A 23,537-nucleotide genomic window follows, 5' to 3' on the forward strand; every position below is an offset into this window, starting at 1 on the left:
TTATGCGGCGATTTGTATTTGCCGTTTTATTTACAATCAGCCCCCGTCCAAACCGGACAAGCAAGTTTCCAAGCATCCGGCTTTCCCTAATTTACTCTCTTGCGAGAACTAATTTCCCCTCACGGTTAATTAGCTATTTATTCTTCTTGTTCTTATTATTTCTGATATCATGTATCTGCTGATCGGTTATCTTACGATGACAATCTTTACATAATACCTTTGTTCTTGTATTCATGATCCTTTGGTGATTCTCCTTGTGAATTGTCCCCATGTGATGAATTTGCAGTCGGGTTGTTTTGTCGCAATTCTCACAACATTCCGCTTTTAGACGGTCAGTTAGATGCGTACGACCTTGGAATATAAATCTATTAATAAGTAACATCAGGATTTCCCTTATAGTTACGCATTTTTTTAATTTTATACCAAGAGTAGACAACCCACATTTTATATTGAGTTTTTCCTTTATTAATATAGGAGATACCCCAATTGAACCTATCTTACATTTCTTCCGAACTTTGGCAATTGACGTTTTTCACTTTCTTGTCAGTGTTTTAAAACAGCTATCTTCAGCTAGATAATTTAGATGGGTTAAAACACCGAGATTGTTAGCTAAACAAAAGTATTGGATAATTCCTCTAACAATTGTTTTATAGGTTCGGATTATTTCTAATTCGTCTCTCTTCGCTAATTTTTCGTCGTGTTTCACCTTTCCCTCTTTTAACCAATTATATTCGTGTCCGTATTCCTTGGCTTTCGCTTTGGGAATTTGGATTTAAACTTGGCCGTTTAAGGAATTCCGTGTGGTCTTTCCTTTCGCGAGAGAACTTTATTCTTTTTGATGAACTGATTTAAGGTTCTCATGAGAATCTCGTGATTGATGGTATCAAAGTAGCCTTTTAGGTCGATTTTGACAATATAGTCGATACCTTTAAATCTTTGTGTGACGCGTTTGATGGCGTTATGACAGGATTTTTTGGTTCTAAACCCAAAGCTCCATTCTGAAAAGATATTTTAAAAATAGGGAGTCAAGAGTTGTTCAAGGCATTTTTGTATCAACCGATCTTTGATGGTAGGTAACCCCAAGGGTCTGGTTCTTTTATTATCATTGGGAATGAGAATTCTTTTAACTGGTTTGGGGTTATAACCATTATTGACGTATTCCTGATGGTATCTTTCTAGTCTTTCTAGATTAATTCCATCAATGGTCTCGTTGTCAACTCCTGGTGTGCCCGCTCCTTTGTTAGCAGCAATTTTATTAAATGCTGTTAACGTGTTATAAAAGTTATTCATTCCCTGCTATAATTCTCTTTTTAAAGAGTAACCGTTTGATGAACGATATTGAATTTTATTCAATGTTCGCGAAAGTTTAGTTTCTAGTGAAACCGTTGTTGACATAATATCAACTCCTTTCTTGATGCCATTAAATAAATAGTAAATTACTTTCTTCTTTCGCCCTATAAGAGTCATTAACTCTCTTCACAGTAAGACGATTAACTAAATTATTCCAAATTTAGGTTTACGCTTACGACTACTAAGAAGATGCTTTATCCTTGACTACCCGGGCTTTGTTTCCGAATTAGTAAATTTAATTACTTCGTTTTAGGATTCTCCAAGTTACTCTAAATTTCTACCTTAATTCCTTAGGTGAAGTACCCTCTTTTGGGAGGCTGATTCCAGGTTCCTTTAATTGATAAACTACTCAATACATAGCGCGTTTATTAGTAGACTCTGGACTATTCGTCTAAGCAACTTTCGGACAGGTTTGTTTATTACATCAATTTTCCTTCTTAGGCCATCTCAGGCTTTTCCATAGAATTATTCGGTGGCGGAGTCATCTTGACTAATTTGCTTTCGTCGCAACCCGCTTTTATGGCCTGCTCTAATCTGATATTCTTTCGTCTGCCAGACCGGCCATATCCTTTCAGAGTTTATCAGCTCTGGCTATTGGTTAAATAGCACGAAATTTAGGCCTCTTTGGCGCCCCGCCCACATAAACATAATAATTCTTGGGGATAAACAATAAATTACTGACTTCTTTCGCCCTATAAAGGTCATTAACCTTCTTCCTGAGAGGACGATTGACTTAATGATTCCAAATTAAGTTTTACTCCTCCGACTACTAAAAAGTCGCTTTATCCTTGGGCCTAATGAATTTTATTTAATTATTAATTATTATTAATTAATTTAATAACTCTGCCTTTAGGATTCTCCAAGTTACTCTAAATATCAACCTTGGTTCCTTAGGGGAAGTGACCATTAAATTAACGGTGAGATTCCAGGTTTTTTTAATGAATAAACTACCCAATACTATTCACATATATTGATAGACTCTGGACTGCTCGGTCTCAGTAGTTTACGAGACAGGTAAATTTATTACATCTACTTCATTTCTTAGGCCTTCTCGAGCTTTCCCTTAGAACCATTTGGTGGCAGTATCCTCTTGACTAACTACTTCGTCGCAACCCGCTTTTAAGAACTGCTGTAATTCTTTATTCTTTCGTTTAAAAAACCGTTCTTATCCTTTCAGTGTTTATTCGCACTGGCAATTGGTTAAATCGCTCGATATTTAGGCATCTTTTGGCGCCCTGAATAGAAATAACATAATTAATTTTATAAAAATTTATATAAAAAGTTATATTAAACCCTCACCCAAACCGCACGGGCATATTCCTATGCATACGGCTTTCCGAGTTAAATTATACAAACAATAATATGTATAATTTAATCTGTTTTTCTTCCCCTTGTGTACAGGTATTACCTGCTCCTTGGTAGGACATGACCCCTACGAGTACTATAAAACTCTGTAAGCATTTATAAAATATCTAAGGCGGATAAATGATTAGGCATAAATGCTCAAATCTAAATTAATAAATACCTTATTCAAAAAAGATATTTGTAAAAATCTTAATTAAATTTTTTATAAGAAGCTTATCCAAGGTAGCTGTTTAATTATTGGTAAGTGTTAAAGATCGCATGGCTTTCTCGAAAATAAATCATCCCATTATATTTATGAAAATATATGAAAAACGTTAAAAAATAAGTTTCAAAAATAAAAAATATTTTCGGATAGAACTTAATTGCAAGATAAAGAAAATACAATTAATGCGTTTGATATGTTATCAACAATATTTATTCACGAATAACATATTTTTTTGATTTATTTTAGATTAATAGCTTTAATTTGAAAAAATTTCATGCTTATTTTAACTTCGCCTCGCATATATTTTAAAAAAAATATCAATATTTTAAATAATTATGCTTTTTGAATATGCTATGTTCCCTTATAAATTTTCATTCTCAGGTAAATTCAACGGCTTAGCATGCTATCCCTATGCTAGGAGGACCATATAAATCTCCTAAATTAAACGCCCGAACTTGCGCACCTTATCCTGTTGTGATTGTGTTAAAATAGATTCATTTTCTAATAAATCAATTTCATCTGAATTTTCAAAAATACCAATACAAAACATTATCAAAGGGATTACTAAAACAGAAAATATCAATAAAGATAGACCTATAAACTTTTTATTAAAATTTAATGGTTTGTTCAAATATAGTTCACTCCCTTATTCAATATTCAATTAATTTTTTTTACAACAATTAATACAATTAAATAAACTATTTTAATAAAATTAAATTTTTATATTATTTAAAATTTTATTTCGTAAATTTTCAAGTTTTAAAATTTTTTTCATTTTTCAAATTCTTAAGTTTGATAAAGTATAATTTTTTAATTTAAATTTTTGGGTATTCTATCTATAGTTATTAAAAAACAAATTACCCACTTTTATTATACCTCAAATAACCTCAAAAATAAACTTGAAAACTATTCAATTCTTCGTTTTTGTCCAAATATTTTATATTCATATTATTATTTAACTTAATTAATATTTTATTTAAATTGACTATTATACAAATTATAATAAAAACCTTTTTTATCCAATAATTCTATATGACTACCTTTTTCAACTAACAAACCGTTTTGCAAAACCAAAATAATATCTGCATTTACAATAGTAGATAAACGATGAGCGATTACAAAAGAAGTTTTATTTTTTAATAATTTTTGCATAGATTCTTGAAAAATAATTTCTATTTGAGTATCAACAGAAGCAGTAGCTTCATCTAAAATAACTATAGAGGGGTTATTTAAAAAAGTTCTAGCAATAGTAATTAATTGTTTCTCTCCTTGAGAAATATTATCTAATTCTTCATTAATCATAGTACTATAACCATCTTGCTTAGTCATAATAAAATCATGAACATTAACTTGTTTAGCAGCTTGAATAACTTGTTCTTCTGTAGCATCAAAATTGCCATAACGAATATTATCCATAATAGTACCATGAAATAACCAAGATTCTTGAACTACTATACCAATCATTTTACGTAAATCACTTTTCGGAATAGTAGAAATATCTATTCCATCAATTGAAATTGTACCCGAAGTAACATCATAAAAACGAACTAACAAATTAACTAAACTAGTTTTTCCTGAACCTGTAGGACCAACAATAGCTACCATTTTGTGTTTGTCAATCTCAAAACTAATATCACAAAGAATAGGTTGATCCATTTGATATTGAAAATTTACATTTGAAAATTTAATATAACCTTGAACTGAATCAGGAATAATTAAATTATTTTTCGCATCTAATTCTTCGTTTTCAGCTAAAAAATTTAAAACACGATTTGCAGCGGAAGAAGTAGATTGCAAAATAACAAACATCTGACTCAAATCTCTTAAAGGATTGCCTAAACGCCAAATATATTTTATAAAAGATTGAAAAAGTCCCAATTGAATAGTACCAAAACCTAATTTAAATAATAAATACGGTATTTTCGTATTTTGATAATTCAACAAAAAATAACCTATTATGACAATAAAAGTCATCACAATATAAGTAAAACTATTAATAATAGGCATTACTAATCCAGAAATCCAATTAGATTTAAAAATAGTAGAAGCTAATTGTTGATTTAAATTTTGAAAATCACTAATATTATTCGATTGTTGATTATATAAAATAATCTCTTTATGTCCGGTATATTTTTCTTGTAAAAATCCTAAATATTCACCTGTTTTTTCAAATCTTTGAATAAAAACTGAGCGTGCTTTTTTATTAATTAACCAAATAACAGATAAAGAACTTGGTATCATTAAGCAAATTAATAAAGCGAATCTTAGATTGGCCCAAAACATAATAAAAATAATCATTATAATACTAAAACAAGAAAGTACAAAAGCTACACAAGATTGTTGTAAACCATTCGAAACTGTTTCTAAATCATTTATAACAATACTCATGATATTGCCTATAGTATTATTTTCAAAATATGATATAGGTAACCTTAACATTTTTTGATAAACACTTTGTCTAATATTTTGAATAGATTTATGAATAATAACAATTATCAATTTATTATAAATAAATCTGGCAATAATACATAAAAAATATAAAAATAAATTAATAAATAATAAAAGAATAATATAGCTCATATATTCCGATATAATTTGGAAATTACTTAGTAACTTTTGCCGTATAAAATCAAGAATAATATTATCAACATAAATAAGTTTAGAATTATTATTAAAATTATTTTGAATAAAATTAATAATAATATTTCCTTCAAAAATAACAATAAAAGCATCTATAGCAGCAACTAAAAAAATCAAAAAAATGCTAACCAAAATTTCTTTTCGAAAAGGTTGTAAAAAATAAAATATTTTTCTCAATTTAGAACCTCTTTTATGTTTTGCGAAAAAGCAATATTTTTATAAATTTGACATCTATTCATTAATTCTTCATGTTTACCAATATCTATAATTTTTCCATCATCTAAAACAATAATTTTATCAGCATTTAAAATAGAACTTAATCTCTGCGCTACTATAATAATAATAGAATTTTTACGTAAATAACTTAAATTTTTACGAATAGTTAAATCAGTTTGATAATCTAAAGCAGAAAAAGAATCATCAAAAATATAAATATCAGGTTTTTTTAATAAAACCTTAGTAATAGCTAATCTTTGTTTTTGTCCTCCAGAAAAATTAGAACCCAATTCGCTAACTGGTTCTTGTAATTTGCCTTTAGTTTTATTAATAAAATCATAAGATTGAGATATTTTAGCGCATTCAAAAATTTCTTCAGAATTTGCATTAGATTTTCCAAAAGATAAATTACTTAAAATTGTACCTTTAAATAAAATATTTTTTTGAGAAACTACACCAATTTTATCTCTTAAAGAAATTAAATTATATAATTTAATATCTACTCCATTAATTAACAAACAACCTTTTGTCGCATCAATTAATCTAGGAATTAAATTGATTAAAGTACTTTTTCCGGAACCTGTAGAACCAACTACAGCAATTAATTCTGAAGTTTTAACTTTAAAATTAATATCTGATAAAATCATTTTATCATCATTAGAATATTGAAAATAAACATTTTTAAACTCTAAACTTACAATAGGTTTAGATAAAGTTAAATTATATTGTAAATTATTTTTAATCGATGGTTTTATATTTAGTAAATATTCTATTTTGCGCAAAGAAACTAAAGCTTTGGGAAACATAGTAAACAATAATAAAAAATTTAAAACAGAATAAAGTATATGATATTGTAAATTAATACAATTATATAAACCGCCTAAATGAAAATCAGTTGATGCCCCTATTTTTAAAATATAAGCACCAAAACCAGTAGTAAAAATAATAGAAATATTCAATAATAAATAAAATAAAGGTTCCATTGAAAAAATTGAATTAAACAAATGAATATTTAAAAGAGCATATTGAGAATTTATTTTATCAAACTGATAACCTTCATAATTTTCTGTATTTAAACTTTTAATAACTTTAATACCAGTTAAATTTTCCCGAACTTTAGAGTTTATTTTTTCTAAAACTTTTTGTTTTTTTGTAGATAATAAATAATTTTTAAAAATAATACAAACAAAAATAATAACTAATAAAGGTATAATAGCCAAAACAATATAAGAAAAAACCATATAAATTCGATAAATTAAAATTAAACTAATTATCAACATAATAGGAGCCACAATTAAAGCTCTATAAAGGCTAGCCATAAAATTAACAATTTGACCAACATAAGTAATACTACAATTCATCAAAAAAGGAACACCAAGATTTTTCATTTCTATAATTGAAAAAGTCTGAATTTTCTTAAAAATATCTGCATTTAAATCTTTAAAGATTAAAGATGATGTTTTAGCGGAACAAAAATTAATAATTAAATTACCTAAGATAGCACACAAAACCAATAATAATAAAGCAAAAGTAAAAAATAAAAAATTTTGCGAATCAACAGGATTATCAATAACATAACGACCTATAATCAAAGGAATACCAATTTCACCACTTGCTATAAATAAAACTGCCAAAATATTTAAAAATAATATAATTTTATAACGCATAATATATTTAAAAATTAATTTCATAAAACTGATTTTGTACCTTCTTAATTAAATAAAAATCAAAAAAATTAAATTTTTACTAATCCTTATTCGTTTTTTTAAATATCAATAAAAATTCTAACATTTTTTTAATATTTTTGATATAAAAAAAAATTAATTCATATTACAAAAAAACAAATAAGTTTTCTTGATTTAATGAATTAATTTTTAAAAAAGATATAAAATAATTTATTTAAATATTAAAGTAAATCGTTATTCATATTATCAATATTTGGATAATTTTTTTCTAGTACTTCTTCAACAACAGCAGCACCAGTAGTTACCATTATAGATGCTATAGAAGCTGCATTTAAAACAGCTTGTCTAGTTACCGCTGTAGGATCCATAATACCATCTTTAACTAAATCCACAAATTGACCAGTTTCAGCATTAAAACCAAAATTATCTTTTTGTTCTAATTGTTTTTGAAGAATCATAGAAGCATCAAAACCCGCATTAGTTGCAATTTGTTTAGTAGGTTCTAATAAACTTTCTAAAACAATACTATAACCTTTACGAACACTTTCGTTTGCAGAATTTAATTCACTTGATGCAGTTTTATAAATTTCTACTAATGCTTTTCCTCCACCAGGAACAATACCTTGTTCAATAGCAGCTTTAGTTGCATTTAAAGCGTCTTCGATACGTAATTTTTTTTCTTTCAATTCTGTTTCAGTAGTAGCTCCCACATGAATAATACCAATACCACCAGTTAATTTAGCTAATCTATTGGTCAAATTATTTAAATCATGTTGATTAAAATCTTTCATATTTTTAATATTAGAAATTTGTGATTGAATTTCTTGAATACGCGTCTCTAAAGCAGAAGTTTTATTATCAACTACCAAAGTAGTACTATTTTTTTTAATAATAACTTTATTAACTTTACCTAAAAATTTTTCATCTACATCTTTTAACTTCATATTTAAATCTTTAGAAACAAAAGTAGCTTGAGTTAAAACAGCCATATCTTGAAGCAATTCTTTTTGATGATCACCAAAACTCGGAGCTTCAACTGCGACTGCATTTAAGTAATTACCTTTTTTATTAGCTACCAAAATACTTACCATTTCATTATCGAAAGATTCAGCAATAATTAGCAAAGGAACTCTATTACTTAATGAATATTCTAAAATACGATTAATTTCGAATATACTATTGATCTTATGATCGGTAATTAAAATAGCAGCTTGTTCTAATTCTATCAAAGAATCTTTTTGATTTACTACAAAATAAGGAGACACATAACCTTTTTCGAATTGCATACCTTCAACAACATCTAATACAGTTTCGAAACTCTTAGATTCGTCCACATTAACAACTCCTGTTTTACCTACTTTTTCAATAGCAGCAGCTACAATTTTTCCTGTTTCTAAACTACCAGATGAAATAGTAGCAACATTTTCGATTTCTTCTTGAGTATTAACAGAACGAGATTTGGCTAAAAGTTGTTGAGCTACTACACGAGATGCTTCTAAAATACCTTGTTTCAAAAGAACCCCTTTAAAACCGCCTGTGTCTAAAGCTTCAAAACCTTTACGAATCATACTCTGACCTAATAAAACAGCTGTAGTTGTACCATCTCCCGAAGCATCATTAGTTCGAGTAGCTATTTCGCATATAGCTTTAGCGCCAGCATTATGATAAGCGTCTTTAAAACTAATTTCTTTTGTAATAGTTACTCCATCATTAATAATTAAAGGACTACCATATTTTTGTTCTAATAAAACATTTTGACCTTTAGGGCCTAAAGTTATTTTAACTGTATTAGCTAATAAATCTATCCCTTTTAAAATTTTTTTTCTTGCTATTTCGCCATAAACAATTTGTTTTGCCATATAATATCAAATACTCCTCTTTTATCCTAATAAATAATTAATTTTTTAAAATTTTAAAAATAATTAATATTTAATTTTATCCCAAGAATAAACGTCCCATAATTCGTATTGAGTTATTCCTTTATTAATATAGGAAATACCCCAAGTTGAACCTATCTTACATTTCTTCCGAACTTTGGCAATTGACGTTTCTCGTTTCCTTGCCAGCGTTTTCAAACAGCTATCTTCAGCTAGATAATTTAGGTGGGTTAAAACACCGAGATTGTTAGCTAAACAAAAGTATTGGATAATTCCTCTAACAATTGTTTTATAGGTCCGGATTATTTCTAATTCGTCTCTATCCGCTAGTATTTTGTCGTGTTTCACCTTTCCCTCTTTTAACCAATTATATTCATATTCATATTCCTTGGCTTTAGCTTTGGGAACTCGAATTTGAACTTTACCGTTGAAGGAATTCTTTGCAGTTTTCCTTTCACGAGTTTTATTGGTTGGTTTAACCTTAATCAAGTAGGATAGAAACCTAGTTCCTTTACTGGCTTTAACAATCTTTGACTTATTCTTACTGATCGTAAGTTTTAAATCTTGCTCTAGCCATTGCGTTACTTGATTCTTAATCCTTTCAGCTTTGTCATACTCGCCTTTCACACCAATGATAAAATCATCATCGTAGCGGATGTATTCGACTCTTGTCTTTGGGTTTAAATTGATATACCTATCAATCCCCAGTTGATGGTGCTGGTTTTTAATCCATGCTTTCCTATATTCTGGGTTGTTCTTCCTAATCGGCTTTCCTTCTTTAATCAGTTCCTCCATTTTCAGGCCAATGTCATGTAAATATACATTCGCCAGCAAGGGGGGGGAATAATTCCTCCTTGAGGAGAGCCTGATAAAGATTCGTATTTGATGCCATCCTTTATGAAGCCAGCTCTTAGCCATTTGTTAATGGTTTAAAGGGTTTTATTCTTTCTGATAAACTGATTTAGGGTTCTCATGAGAATTTCATGATGATGGTATCAAAGTAGCCTTTTAAGTCAATTTTGACAATATAGTCAATCCCTTTAAATCTTTGTTTGACGCGTTTGATGGCGTCATGACAGGATTTGTTGGTTCTAAACCCAAAGCTCCATGCTGAAAAAATATTTTCAAAATAGGGAGCTAAGGCATTTTTGTATTAGCCGATCCTTGATTGTGGGTAGCCCCAGAGGTCTGGTTCTTTTGTTATCACTAGGAATGAGAATTCTTTTAACTGGTTTGGGGTTATAATCCATTATTGACATATTCCTGATGAGATCTTTCTAGTCTTTCTAGATTAATCCCATCGATGGTTTCATTATCAATACCCGGTGTTCCCGCCCCTTTGTTAGTAGCAATTTTATTAAATGCTATTAACGTATTATAGAAGTTATTCATTCCTTGCTGAAGTTCTCTTTTTAGAGAGTAATCGTTTGGTGAACGATATTGAATTCTACTCAATGTTCGCGAAAGTTTATTTTCCAGTGAAACCGTTGTTGACATAATATATCAACCCCTTCCTTGATACCATTGAATAAATAGTAAATTACTTTCTTCTTTCGCCCTATAAGAGTGATTAACTCTCTTCTTGGTAAGACGATTAACTAAATTATTCCAAATTTAGGTTTACCCTTACGACTACTAAAAAGATGCTTTATCCTTGACCATCCGGGCTTTTATTTCCGGATTAATAAACTTAATTACTTGGTTTTAGGATTCTCCAAGTTACGCTAAATTTCTATCTTAATTCTTTAGGGGAAGTATCCTCTTTAGCGAGGCTGATTCCAGGTTTTCTTTATTTGATAAACTACTCAATACAGATTAATTATATCAGTGGACTCTGGAATGTCCGTTTCAGCAACTTCCAAAACAGGTTTTGCTGTTACATCAATTTCCCTTCTTAGGCCATTACAGGCTTCTCCATCGAATTATTTGGTGGCGGAGTCATCTTGACTAATTTGCTTTCATCATAACCCGCTTTTATGGTCTGCTGTAGATTGACATTCTTTCGTTTGCCAAACCGACCATCTCCTTTCAGGGTTTATCGGCCCTGGCTATTGGTTAAATAGCGCGAAATTTAGGCCTCTTTTGGCGCCATAATCTTAGCAACAATATTTTCTGATTTAACAATTAAATACTCTTCTTCTTGCAATTGAACCTTTTCTCCAGAATAATTCTTATAAACTACTAAATCGTCCGTTTTTAAATTAGTGACTTGAGGCCCAAAACTAACTACAATCCCTAAAGATTCTTCTTTACGAGGGCTAGTACTAACAATAAGACCTGAAGAAGTACGTTCATCTTGAAATTTTGGTTTTAAAACAACATAATCATTTAAAGGTTGAATTAAAAAATTTGTCATAAATTTCTCCTTTTTTGTTATAAAATAATCAAATTTAAAATTTTTTTACATAATAAAAAATAAATTAAAATTTTTAACAATAATATTTTTAATTGTTTTATCAAATAAATTTTCAGAATTCCATTATTCATCAAGGGATTAAATAAACAATTATAAATAAATATTAAAATATGAATAAATTATTTTCATTTCGATATTCAGAAATTGTCTTTCTGATATCTATTGCAAAAAGACCTTTTTTTAAGCTCAAAAAAGTTTCTAACTGTTCCATGAAATAATATCTTATTATAAGATATTAAAATTCTTTCATTTTGCAAAGATCATTATTCTTTGTCTTAGCCAGATTCTTATAAAATATTTGCTTTGTCTTTTGGTCTGATAATTTTTATTACCTCCATTGTTATTTTAAGAACTGTGGCCTTTAGGGGAATTTTTTTAACTTTTTTTTAACTTTAATATTTGCCTTAGTTATCAAGGAAAGGTTATCGTTAAAAAGCTATGAAAAACCAGTTTTTAATTAATAAACTAGCCAATGCCAAGAATTTATATTGATAAATTTTGAACCTCTCACTTATAGTAGTTTGCAAAACAGATGTATGGTAGATCAGCCACTTTTGGCTTATCTTTGTAATCATGTGGTAGAGGCATATTTTGAACTAACTAATTAGTCGTAACCTAATTTTAAAAACTACGTTAATTATTTATCGTTTCCTTTAAAAAATCGGTCTTATCGTTTAAATGTTTATAGGCACTGGTTTATTGGTTAGATAACATGATATTCATGTCTCTTTGGCGTCCAACACTAATTAATTATAATTCAATTTATAATCTTTTTTCAATATCAATTTAACAAAAAACAAAATTAAATTTTATTTTTCAGCACATGTCGAAACATTTGTAAAAACTCATTCATAGACATATTACGTTTTTCAAGTTTATTATATTGACGAACATGTAAAGTATTATTTTGGATTTCACGTTCACCAATAATAACTTGAAAAGGAATTTTGTCTTGATAAGCAGAACGAATTTTATAATTAAAGGTGTGATCTTTATCATTTAATTCCACTCTTATATGATTCCGTAACATTTCTTTTCGCAAATGTTTAACATAATCAAGGTGTAATTCATTATTAACCGGAATAATAACAACTTGTACAGGCGCAATCCATAAAGGGAAAAAGCCCTTGTGCTGTTCCATTAAATAAGCAATAAATCTTTCTATAGTAGATGTGATAGCTCTATGAATAACTACAGGAGTTTTAGTTTGATTATTACAATCTATATAAGATAAATTAAATCTTTTAGGCAATAAAAAATCTAATTGAATAGTTGATAAAGTGATTTCATGATGTAAAGCAGTTAGAACTTGTACATCAACTTTAGGGCCATAAAAAGCAGCATCACCGATTTTTTCCTGATATTTAAGATCTAATTCGTTTAAAATATCTTTTAAAATTTTTTCAGAATTTAACCACATATCGGGATCATCAAAATATTTATTTTTATTATTAGGATCACGAGTGCTTAAATTAAAATAATAATCTCGAATTTGAAAATCTTGATAAACCTCTTTAATTAAATTAATAATTTCAACAAATTCTTGTTTAATTTGTTCCGGTGCAATAAAAATATGGGCATCATTTAAAGACATAGCTCGTACTCTTTGCAATCCTGAAACAGCTCCGGAAGGTTCATAACGATGCAAAAGACCTAATTCAGCTATTTTTATAGGCAAATCTTTATAACTATGTATTTTTTGACGAAAAATTTCCATATGATGAGGACAATTCATAGGTCGTAAAATTAATTGTTCCCCATCTGGCAATTGCATAATAGGAAACATATCTTCATTGTATAATTGTAAATGACCAGATGTTTTATATAAAGAGATATTAGCTACAACCGGAGTATAAACGTGTTGATATCCATATGATATTTCTTTATCAACAATATATCTTTCGATAATACGACGAATAGTTGCTCCTTTAGATAACCAAAAAGGCAATCCAGTTCCAACAACTGACGAAAACATAAAAAAATTTTGTTCTTTGTTAATAAATTTATGATCTCGTTTTTTTCTTTCATCTAAAGTTTTTAAATAATTAACTAAATCCTGTTTTCGAAAAAAAGCTACCCCATAAATACGAATTAAAACCTTATTTTGTTTATTCCCTTTCCAATAAACTCCAGATATTTTTAAAATTTTAAAATAACGATTAAGATTAATATTAGGCAAATATTGATCTTCTGTGCAAAAATCTAAAAAATTACCTTTTTTATATAAAAATAACTTTTGCGAAGACTGAATTTTTTGCAAAGAATCTATTTTATAATAATTAAATTTAAATAAACTTCGAATTTCAGAAACAGATAATTCTGTTTCAGTAATAGATAATTTTTCTTGCATAATATTAATCATAGTTTTTTCAATAATACCAAAATCTTTTTCTGAAATTATATTATTAACTGGATCAATATCACAAAAAAAACCTTCTGAATTTATAGACTTATCCACTAATAATGAATTCGGATAAACACGACAAATAGCCTGAGCCATAATTAAAGCAGTATTGTTATTTAAAATAGACCAAGCTATACTATCGGATATTGTGATAATATTTAATACACCATCTTCATTTAAAGGCTTATCTAGATTCACTAATTTATTATTAAAATAAGCTGCTATTGGTAATTTTTCAGAATTATTTAAAAATTCCAAATTTTCAGAAATAATAATTTTACTAACAGTAATATTATTTGGAAATATTTTTTTTTGATGATTTTGTTGATATTCAATTTCAATCATGTCATAATCCGATCCTTTAAACAATTTAATTATTTTGTAAAATTATTCCAATAATTAATTTAAATTTATTCATAAAAATAAAAAACCAAAATAATAAATATTATTTGCCTAAACAAAATTTCGAAAATAATTCATTAATCAAATTTTCTTGTAATTTGCTACCTAAAATATTTTCTAAAGATTGATAAGCTTCTTTTAAATGAAGCACATGTATATCTATAGGCATATTTCTTTTTATATCTTTTAAAATATTTTTTAAAGATATAATAGCTTTTTTTAATTGATTAACTTGCCGAAGGTTAAATAAATAATCAAAATTTCGCTCTTGAATATCTTGCAAATTAAATTTTTTTATAATTTTTCTTTTTAAATTTTCTATTCCCTCTTGTGTATAATTAGAAATAAAAATAATTTGCGATTCTAATTCGGATGATAATTTAAGCTTAATTGACAAATCAGATTTGCTACCTACAATGATTCTATTTTTATGTTTAGTCATTTCTAATAACATTAAATCTTCCGGTTCTAAAAGATCATGAGCATCTAATAATAATAAAATCAATTCAGCTTCGTTTATAAATTTTTTAGCAATATTAACTCCTAAATTCTCTAAATAATCGTCAGTATTACGAATTCCTGCTGTATCAATTAAACGTAAATTAATACCATTAATAGTTACATAAACATCCAAAAAATCTCGAGTAGTTCCCGGAACATCAGATACAATAGCTCTTTCTTCTCCTAAAAAATTATTTAGAAGGCTAGACTTTCCTACATTAGGTTTACCTAAAATTAAAGTTTTAATACCTTCTTTAATAAAACGAGTTTTATAAGAATTATCTAAAATACTTTGCAATTTATTAATTAAAAATTCCGTTTGAGGAACAATCAAATTATTAGTAACAGTAGGTATATCATCATATTCGGGATAATCTATATTTACTTCTACACTAACTATTAAATTTAAAATTTTTTTATTTAAATCTTGAATATTTTTAGAAATTTTTTTTTGTAAACCTGCATTAGCTAATTTGATAAACTGAATATTTTTAGCATGAATTAAATCCATAATAGCTTCTGCTTGCAATAAATCAATTTTTTTATTTAAAAAAGCTCTTTTACTAAATTCACCTGGCTCTGCTAATCTAATAAACGGCAAAGATAAAACTCTTTCTAACACAAGTTTAGTAATTAAAGTACCTCCATGAGCTTGAATTTCGATAATATCTTCGCCTGTAAAAGATCGAGGAGACCGAAAAACAGAAATTAAAACTTCATCTAACACTTCGCCTAAATTATTCAAAATAAAACCATGATGAATAGTATGAGTTGCTACTTCTAATAAATTAATTTCTTTAATGCCCTTAAAAATACTATTAATACCCTCAATGGCTTTTGATCCGCTTACACGAATTACACTAATACTGCCTATGCCTAAAGGTGTAGCAATAGCTGCAATAGTTTCTTGTAAAAACATTATTCACTCACTTTAGTATATTTTTTTATTATTTTCATTTTTTAATCAACATACCAAACAAATTATTGTTTATAATATGTAGAAATTATTTATGTTTTCATATTAAAATTTATTTTACTACTGATATCTGTTATCAATAATCATCACTATCCAAACAGAACAAATAACTTTCCTTTTATCCGAATTGCCATAATTTACATTCTTTCAAAGAATAACTATCATATACGGATAGATTAATTGCGTTTTATTAGCGATTTGTATTTGTTGTTTTATTTACAATAGCCCCCGTCCAAACCGGACAAGCAAGTTTCCCAGCATCCGGCTTTCCATAATTTACTCTCTCTCAAGAACTAATTTCCCCTCGCGGTTGATTAGCTATTTATTCTTATCGTCCTTATTCTTTTAATATCATGTGTTTGTTGATTGGTTATCTTGCGATGACAGTCTTTACACAATACCTTGGTACTTTTATTCATGATACTTTGGTGGTTCGCATTGCGAACTGTCCCAATGTGATGAATCTGAAGTTGGGTTGTTTTATTGCAGTTCTCACAACGTTCCGCTTTCAAACGGTCAGTTAGGTGTGTGCGACCTCGGAATATGAATCTATTAATGGTAATATCCGGATTTCCCTTATAGTTACGCATTTTTTTAATTTTATCCCAGGAGTAAACGTCCCATGGTTCGTATTGAGTCTTTCCCTTATTAATATAGGAGATACCCCAAGTTGAACCTTTATTGAATTTCTTTCGAACTCTGGCAATCGACGTTCTTCGTTTCCTTACCAGCGTTTTCAAACAGCTATATTCTGCTAGATAATTTAGGCGGGTTAAAACACCGAGATTGTTAGCTAAACAAAAGTATTGGATAATTCCTCTAACAATTGTTTTATAGGTCCGGATTATTTCTAATTCGTCTCTATCCGCTAGTATTTTGTCGTGTTTCACCTTTCCCTCTTTTATCCAATTATATTCATGTCCGTATTCTTTGGCTTTTGCTTTGGAAATTTGGATTTGAACTTGGCCGTTTAAGAAATTCTTTGCGGATTTCCTTGTACGAGTTTTATTGGTTGGTTTTACTTTGATCATGTAGGATAAAAATTTTGTTTCAACTCTTGGCTTTGGATTTTGTTTTATCTCTCTGTCAATCCCCAGTTGATGGTGCTGGTTTTTTAAGCCATGCTTTGCCATATTCTGGGGGTTATTTTTCCGAGTTGGCTTTCCTTCTTTAATCAGTTCCTCCATTTTCAGGTCAATGTCATGTAAATATACATTCGCCAGCAAGGGGGGAATAATTCCTCCTTGAGGAGAGCCTGATAAAGATTCGTATTTGATGCCATCCTTTATGAAACCAGCTCTTAGCCATTTGTTAATGGTTGAGAGAACTTTACTCTTTTTGATGAACCGATTTAGGGTTCTCATGATAATTTCATGATTGATGGTATCAAAGTAGCCTTTTAAGTCAATTTTGATAATATAGTCAATCCCTTTAAATCTTTGTTTGACGCGTTTGATGGCGTCATGACAGGATTTGTTGGTTCTAAACCCAAAGCTCCATGCTGAAAAGATATTTTCAAAATAGGGAGCTAAGGCATTTTTGTATCAGCCGATCTTTGATGGTAGGTAACCCCAAGGGTCTGGTTCCTTTATTATCACTAGGGATGAGAATTCTTTTAACTGGTTTCGGGTTGTAACCATTATTGACATATTCCTGATGGTATCTTTCTATTTTCTCTAGATTAATCCCATAAATGGTTTCATTGTCAATTCCGGGTGTGCCCACTCCTTTGTTAGCAGCAATTTTATTAAATGATGTTAACGTGTTATAAAAGTTATTCATTCCCTGCTGGAGTTCTCTTTTTAAAGAGTAACCATTTGATGAACGATATTGAATTTTATCCAATGTTCGTGAAAGTTTAGTTTCTGATAAAACCGTTGTTGACATAATATATCAACCCCTTCCTAGATACCATTGAATAAATAGTAAATTACTTTCTTCTTTCGCCCTATAAGAGTCATTAACTCTCTTCTTGGTAAGACGATTGACTAAATTATTCCAAATTTTTACCCTTACGACTACTAAAAAGATTCTTTATCCTTGACTATCCAGGCTTTTATTTCTGGATTAGTAAATTTACTTACTTAGTTTTAGGATTCTCCATCGAATTATTCGGTGGCGGGGGTCATTTTGACTAATTCGCTTTCGTCGCAATCTGCTTTTATGGTCTGCTTTAATCTGACATTCTTTCGTTTGTTAGACCGACCATCTCTTTTTAGAGTTTATCAGCCCTGGCTATTGGTTAGATAGCACGAAATTTAGGCCTCTTTGGCGCCCAATCCTAAGCAAGCAATGGCTATTGATGTGTTCACAATATTATTGTTTAATTTTTAAGATTTTTAATAGCGTCTATGATTATTATCCTTGTTACTCTAAAAAATCAACTTTAATTTCTTAAATGAAGCCACTCCTTCTTCTTAAGACTTCTAAAATTTATCCTTATAAATCCTTCAATAATATTATTCTTTGAACTAACCTCGTCATAACCCACTTTTTTAAAATACTATCTTTTTCGAATTTTTCATTTAAAAAACTATTCTTAACTTGGATATAAATTGAATTATTTATTAACTTTTTAATATTTATTATTAATCATTAAATAATTTATCTTTTATTTTCTTGATAATTGATAAATCTCAATAACAAAATAACAAAATCTAGAAATAAATTAATTAAAATTATGTGAAAAGAAAAAGCCAAAGCCCACTCATACTTTTTATCTAAACGTTTTTGAATTAAACATTCTACTGCAGCAAAATTTCTAGACAATTCTAAAGAACCAATAAAAATGCTAACAATAGAAATTACGAATCCTAAAAAACTACTTTGTATAAAAACATTTATACTTGCCAAAAACATTAACAAGATAATTAATATAATTAGAAAAAATTTTAATTTATAATTAACTTTTACAACTCCTAAAGAATATAAAAGATTCATAAACACAAACAAAACACAAACACATATTAAAGCAAATGCCAAAATATATAATAAACCCGAATAATTAATATTTACTACACTAAAAAAGCTACCCATAAATATTCCTTGAAATAAGGCATATAAAATAGAAACTTTTTTCAAACTTTTATATTTAAAAAAACCACTATAAAAAGCCAAACCCAAACTTATACTAAAAGCAGATAATAAAGACACAAAAGACAAATTTAACTGAATAGGTACTGAAAAAATAGATAAAAAATAAAAATACGATAGACCACTACATAAACTAATCATAAGCAAAAACAAAGTTTTAATAACAATACCTAATCTATTAGAATAATCATTTGTAAAATAATTATTTTTCATTTGAGTTTTAGAAACATTAATAATATTGGTTAAAATAAAATTTTTATCTCGTTTAATCATTTTAATAAATACTTAAAAACCCTTTCTATTTATTCTTTTATAATTAATTAGTGTAAAAAAAATAACTCTTAAGTATAATAATAACAAAATCAAAAAAAATTAACAATAAATAACAATGAATTAAATTTAAATAATTAACTATTTATTTTTAATTATACGGATAGATTAATTAACGTTTCATTAAGCGATTTGTATTTGCTGTTTTATTTACAATTAGCCCCCGTCCAACGGTGCGAGCAAGTTTCCGAGCACACCGTTTTCCCTAATTTGCTCTCTTTCGAGAACTAATTTCCCCTCACGGTTGATTAGCTATTTATTCTTATCGTTCTTATTTTTCTAATATCATGTATTTGTTGGTCGATTATATTTACGATGACAAACTTTACATAATACTTTTTTTCTTTTATTCATGATCCTTTGGCGATTAGCCTTGCGAATCACCCCAACATGATGAATTTGAAGTTGGGTTGTTCTATCAAAGTTCTCACAACGTTCTGCTTTCAAACGGTCAGTTAGATTCGTACAACTTCGGAATATATATTTGTTGATGGTAATTTTTATAGTTACGCATTTTCTTTATTATATCCCAAGAGTAAACGGATCCATCATTCATACTTGGTTTTCCCCTTGTTAATATAAGGGATAGCCCAAGTTAAGCCTGTGTTAAAATTCTTTCGAACTCTGGTAACTGACGTTTTTCGTTTCCTTGCCGGTATTTTCAAACAGCTATCTTCAGCTAGATAATTTAAATAGGTTAAATTTTTAGATTATTAGCTAGACAAAAGTATTGGATGATTCCTCGGACAATTTTTTATAGGTTCTTATTATTTTCTTATTATTTTTAAACCATGCTTTCTGATATTCGGGATTATCCTTCCTAATTGGCTTTCCTTTTTTTATCAGTTCAGCCATTTTAAGGTCGATATAATAGAGTAGCCATTTGATGAACGATATTGAATTTTATCCAATGTTCGCGAAAGTTTAGTTTCTAATGAAACCGTTGTTGACATAGTATATCAACCCCTTCCTAGATACCATCGAATAAATAGTAAATTACTTTCTTCTTTCGCCCTATAAGAGTCATTAACTCTCTTTTTGGTAAGCTGATTAACTAAATTATTCCGAATTTTTACCCTTACGACTACTAAAAAGATTCTTTATCCTTGACTATCCAGGCTTTTATTTCTGGATTAGTAAATTTACTTACTTAGTTTTAGGATTCTCCAAGTTACGCTAAATTTCTACCTTAATTCTTTAAGGGAAGTATCCTCTTTTAGGAGGCTGATTCCAGGTTTCTTTTTTTCTGATAAACTACTTAATATTTGCTATATATATTAGTAAACTCTGGACTGTCCGTTTAAGCAACTTCCGAAACAGATTTTGTCATTACCTCGGTTTTCCTTCTTGGGCTATTGCAGGTTTCTCCATAGAATTATTCGGTGGCAGAGTCTTCTTGACTAATTTGCTTTCGTCGCGACCCTGCTTTTATGGTCTGTCTACTATAATTTGACATCCTTTCGTTTGCCAAACCGACCATCTCCTTTCAGAGTTTTTCGGCTCTGGCTATTGATTAGATAGCACGAAAATTAGGCCTCTTTGGCGCCCAATCGATTTTGATAAATATTCTTTAAATTTAAAATATTTTATCCTTTATAATTATAAATCAATAATTTCCATAAAATTTATATTATTTTTAAATTCATAAGAAATTAATTGTTTTTTTGAAATATTAACAAACTTATTTATAAATAATTTATACAAATACAATTTAATCTGTCTCAAATGAAAAAAGGCCATTTTAAAAAAAATAGCCAAAAATTATATAATTGATCTTTAAATTTCTAAAATCTTATAATCTGTTTTAAACTAAATATTTTTTTGAACAGGGAAATATTCGATTTTCAATAATTTCCATTTATTTTCTTGAGGTAAATTTTGATATAAACTTTCTTCTAATTCTTGACCAGTCTTAACATTAACATAACAATTAAGCCTAAAATTTTTATCAACATCCTCATACATAATATTAGTATTACCTTTCGCATCTATTTCATTAACATAACCTAAAAACTTAAATTCAATATCAATTCCATTAATTTTTCTAATTAAAATAGATGATTCATTTACTTTATTCAAGTTTTTAAAATTTTTATCTAAAGGTTCATCAGATTTATCAAGATTTTCTTGAGATTCATCAATATGTTTAGATAAATATGATTCATTCCAAGATTTGTTTAGTAAATTTTTTTTAGCATAATACAATTTAGATACAAAATTGATAACAGAAATTATAGCAAAAAACAAAAAACAATTAATAAAACCACTATAAAACCAGAAAAATGATTTATTTTTTTAGATTTTAAAATCATTTTTTAACCTCTTATCTATTAACAATATTTTTAATTAAACAAACAAACATAAAAACGAAAAAATAATCATTTTTTCCCAAAATATTATTGTATAAATGAGATATTTTAATTATAACATGAAATTTTTTAAGAAAATTTGGAAAAAAACATTTTTATTTTTTTCAAAAATTATAATAAAATTACCAAGTTATTCATTTTAAATAAAAATTTATTAGAATAATTTAAAAGAATTTTCTCCAAATATTACATAAAAATTATAAATTATAGAACAACTAAATTATACCATATTTACAGTCTAATAATTTTCAAAAATAACTCCAAAATTGAAAAATGATAATTCCCTTATAGATTCACAAAAAGTAATTATTTCTGGATATAATATAATGAAATTTGACATTAACATAGATATGTGTTAGAATTACTTTAAAAAAATGTTATAGTTTTATTTTTAATTCACAATAACTATAATAGTATAAACGGATATTTTAATATTTTATTTTAAATAAATAAGTAATATAAAATTGATATAACCAAAATCATTTTTTTAAAAATTTAATAGATTTAGAATTAATAATTACAATGAAAATATCTAAAAAATTAATAATATAAATAAAAATTAACTTAAATTAAATATAAATTTTGTAATACAAAATTAATAATCAAATTTAGAAAGGTTTATTAAATTTAAAAATTAAATTTAGGTTCAGATTAAAAATGAAAAATTTTTTACCTAAAAATAATCGTATTTGGTTTATATTTATGTTTTTCATAACTATAATAACCAGTTATATTGTTTTTTACTCAATTTCAGTTTATCCTAATAAAAATATAGATGAAGAAATAATTATTACTTCTACAACTAATTTATTAGATGATTTAGTTAATCATTTAATAGGAAATGTAGATGAAAAAGAAAATCCATCAGATAAAAAATATCAAAAAATCGAAAATATTAAAACTTATGTTTTAATGGGACCAGGAGTAGATCCTCACAATTATAAAATGAAACAATCCGACAGAATAGCTATAAAAAAAGCTGATTTAATTATAACTAACGGATTACACTTAGAATCTAAAATGATAGATTCCTTTCCTTTAATCGCTCCTAAATCTAACATATGGTATGCTTCTCAAGCTATTAAAGATGATCAATTAATTATAGATGAAACAACAAACCAAAAGGATCCTCATATTTGGTTTAGTATTGAATTATGGCAACAAGTATTAAAAAATTTAAAAGAAAAATTAAAATCCAAATTATCTAAATCACAAGATCGAGAATTACTAGAAAACAACTTTAATTTATATATGAAACAATTAAATTCTTTAAAAGAAAATACTAAAAAAAAATTCGAAAATAAAGATATTATACTTATTACAGCTCATGATGCTTTTTCTTACTTAGCTAAAGAAAATAAATTTAAAGGATTATATTCCATACAAGGCATATCAACACAAACTGAAACTTCTCCTCGTGATATCGAAAAAATAGCTGACATTATAATACAATACAAAGTTAAAGCTATCTTTATAGAATCATCGGTCCCGCACAATTATCTCGATAGTTTAATAGAAGCAGTAACCAATCGTAAACCTGTTTTTAAAATAAAAATTAGTGACCAAGAATTATATTCTGATTCATTAGGTACCCAAGAAGATTCAAATTATAAACAATTGCCAGAAACAAATCAATATTTTAAAATATCCAGTTATATAGGAGCTTTTTTACATAATATCGATATTATTAGTCAGGAGTTAACATAAA

13 protein-coding genes and 3 pseudogenes are annotated in these 23,537 nt (G+C 27.6%); 1 reads left to right on the top strand and 15 read right to left on the bottom strand.

Features of this window, described 5'->3' with window-relative positions; translation table 11 throughout:
- Nucleotides 1–133: 133 nt before the first annotated feature.
- The 15 genes and pseudogenes from OC698_RS03290 to OC698_RS00565 all read right to left on the bottom strand — a co-directional run bounded on the left by OC698_RS03290 (nt 134) and on the right by OC698_RS00565 (nt 21,707).
- The gene (locus tag OC698_RS03290; protein ID WP_304512797.1) at nt 134–382 is read right to left on the bottom strand and encodes a hypothetical protein; all 249 of its coding nucleotides are present in this window, start codon (nt 380–382) and stop codon (nt 134–136) included.
- 19 nt (nt 383–401) lie between these two features.
- A pseudogene (locus OC698_RS03185) lies at nt 402–1,395 on the bottom strand (reverse transcriptase domain-containing protein); the annotation flags it as partial.
- 1,961 nt (nt 1,396–3,356) lie between these two features.
- Nucleotides 3,357–3,551 (bottom strand): hypothetical protein, encoded by a 195-nt coding sequence (locus OC698_RS00500; RefSeq protein ID WP_078123083.1) that lies wholly within the window; start codon nt 3,549–3,551, stop codon nt 3,357–3,359.
- A gap of 341 nt (nt 3,552–3,892) precedes the next feature.
- Nucleotides 3,893–5,737, bottom strand: a complete 1,845-nt coding sequence (locus OC698_RS00505) for an ABC transporter ATP-binding protein (protein WP_304512800.1) — start codon at nt 5,735–5,737, stop codon at nt 3,893–3,895.
- Nucleotides 5,734–7,467 carry an ABC transporter ATP-binding protein gene (locus OC698_RS00510; RefSeq protein ID WP_304512801.1) on the bottom strand — a complete coding sequence of 578 codons (1,734 nt, stop codon included), beginning with the start codon at nt 7,465–7,467 and terminating at the stop codon, nt 5,734–5,736. Before OC698_RS00510 ends, OC698_RS00505 begins: the two co-directional genes overlap by 4 nt.
- A 215-nt stretch (nt 7,468–7,682) precedes the next feature.
- On the bottom strand, nt 7,683–9,320 hold the full coding sequence (gene groL, locus OC698_RS00515; RefSeq protein ID WP_304512802.1) for a chaperonin GroEL: 1,638 nt from the start codon (nt 9,318–9,320) through the stop codon (nt 7,683–7,685).
- A gap of 69 nt (nt 9,321–9,389) precedes the next feature.
- Nucleotides 9,390–10,835: pseudogene (locus OC698_RS00520) on the bottom strand (reverse transcriptase domain-containing protein); the annotation flags it as partial.
- Between the two features lie 574 nt (nt 10,836–11,409).
- Nucleotides 11,410–11,694, bottom strand: a complete 285-nt coding sequence (locus OC698_RS00525; protein ID WP_304512803.1) for a co-chaperone GroES — start codon at nt 11,692–11,694, stop codon at nt 11,410–11,412.
- Nucleotides 11,695–12,556: 862 nt separating this feature from the next.
- Nucleotides 12,557–14,503, bottom strand: a complete 1,947-nt coding sequence (thrS, locus tag OC698_RS00530; protein WP_304512804.1) for a threonine--tRNA ligase — start codon at nt 14,501–14,503, stop codon at nt 12,557–12,559.
- A gap of 100 nt (nt 14,504–14,603) precedes the next feature.
- Nucleotides 14,604–15,980, bottom strand: coding sequence for a tRNA uridine-5-carboxymethylaminomethyl(34) synthesis GTPase MnmE (gene mnmE, locus OC698_RS00535; protein WP_304512805.1), 1,377 nt, complete (start codon nt 15,978–15,980; stop codon nt 14,604–14,606).
- Between the two features lie 371 nt (nt 15,981–16,351).
- A pseudogene (locus tag OC698_RS00540) lies at nt 16,352–17,924 on the bottom strand (reverse transcriptase domain-containing protein).
- A 717-nt stretch (nt 17,925–18,641) separates the two neighbouring features.
- Nucleotides 18,642–19,403 carry a Bax inhibitor-1/YccA family membrane protein gene (locus OC698_RS00550; RefSeq protein ID WP_304512807.1) on the bottom strand — a complete coding sequence of 254 codons (762 nt, stop codon included), beginning with the start codon at nt 19,401–19,403 and terminating at the stop codon, nt 18,642–18,644.
- 342 nt (nt 19,404–19,745) lie between these two features.
- A complete protein-coding gene (locus OC698_RS00555) occupies nt 19,746–19,907 on the bottom strand; it encodes a hypothetical protein (protein ID WP_304512808.1) in 162 nt (53 codons plus the stop codon).
- 270 nt (nt 19,908–20,177) lie between these two features.
- Nucleotides 20,178–20,315 (bottom strand): hypothetical protein, encoded by a 138-nt coding sequence (locus OC698_RS00560; protein WP_304512809.1) that lies wholly within the window; start codon nt 20,313–20,315, stop codon nt 20,178–20,180.
- A gap of 954 nt (nt 20,316–21,269) precedes the next feature.
- Nucleotides 21,270–21,707 (bottom strand): hypothetical protein, encoded by a 438-nt coding sequence (locus tag OC698_RS00565; RefSeq protein ID WP_304512810.1) that lies wholly within the window; start codon nt 21,705–21,707, stop codon nt 21,270–21,272.
- A gap of 779 nt (nt 21,708–22,486) precedes the next feature.
- Here OC698_RS00565 and OC698_RS00570 point away from each other — a divergent pair.
- Entirely contained in the window at nt 22,487–23,536 is a 1,050-nt protein-coding gene (locus tag OC698_RS00570; protein WP_304512811.1) for a metal ABC transporter solute-binding protein, Zn/Mn family, read from the top strand.
- The last annotated feature ends 1 nt before the right edge of the window (nt 23,537 follow it).

The organism is Candidatus Phytoplasma gossypii, from assembly GCF_030586975.1.
In the GTDB taxonomy this organism is placed as follows: Bacteria; Bacillota_I; Bacilli_A; order Acholeplasmatales; family Acholeplasmataceae; genus Phytoplasma; species Phytoplasma citri.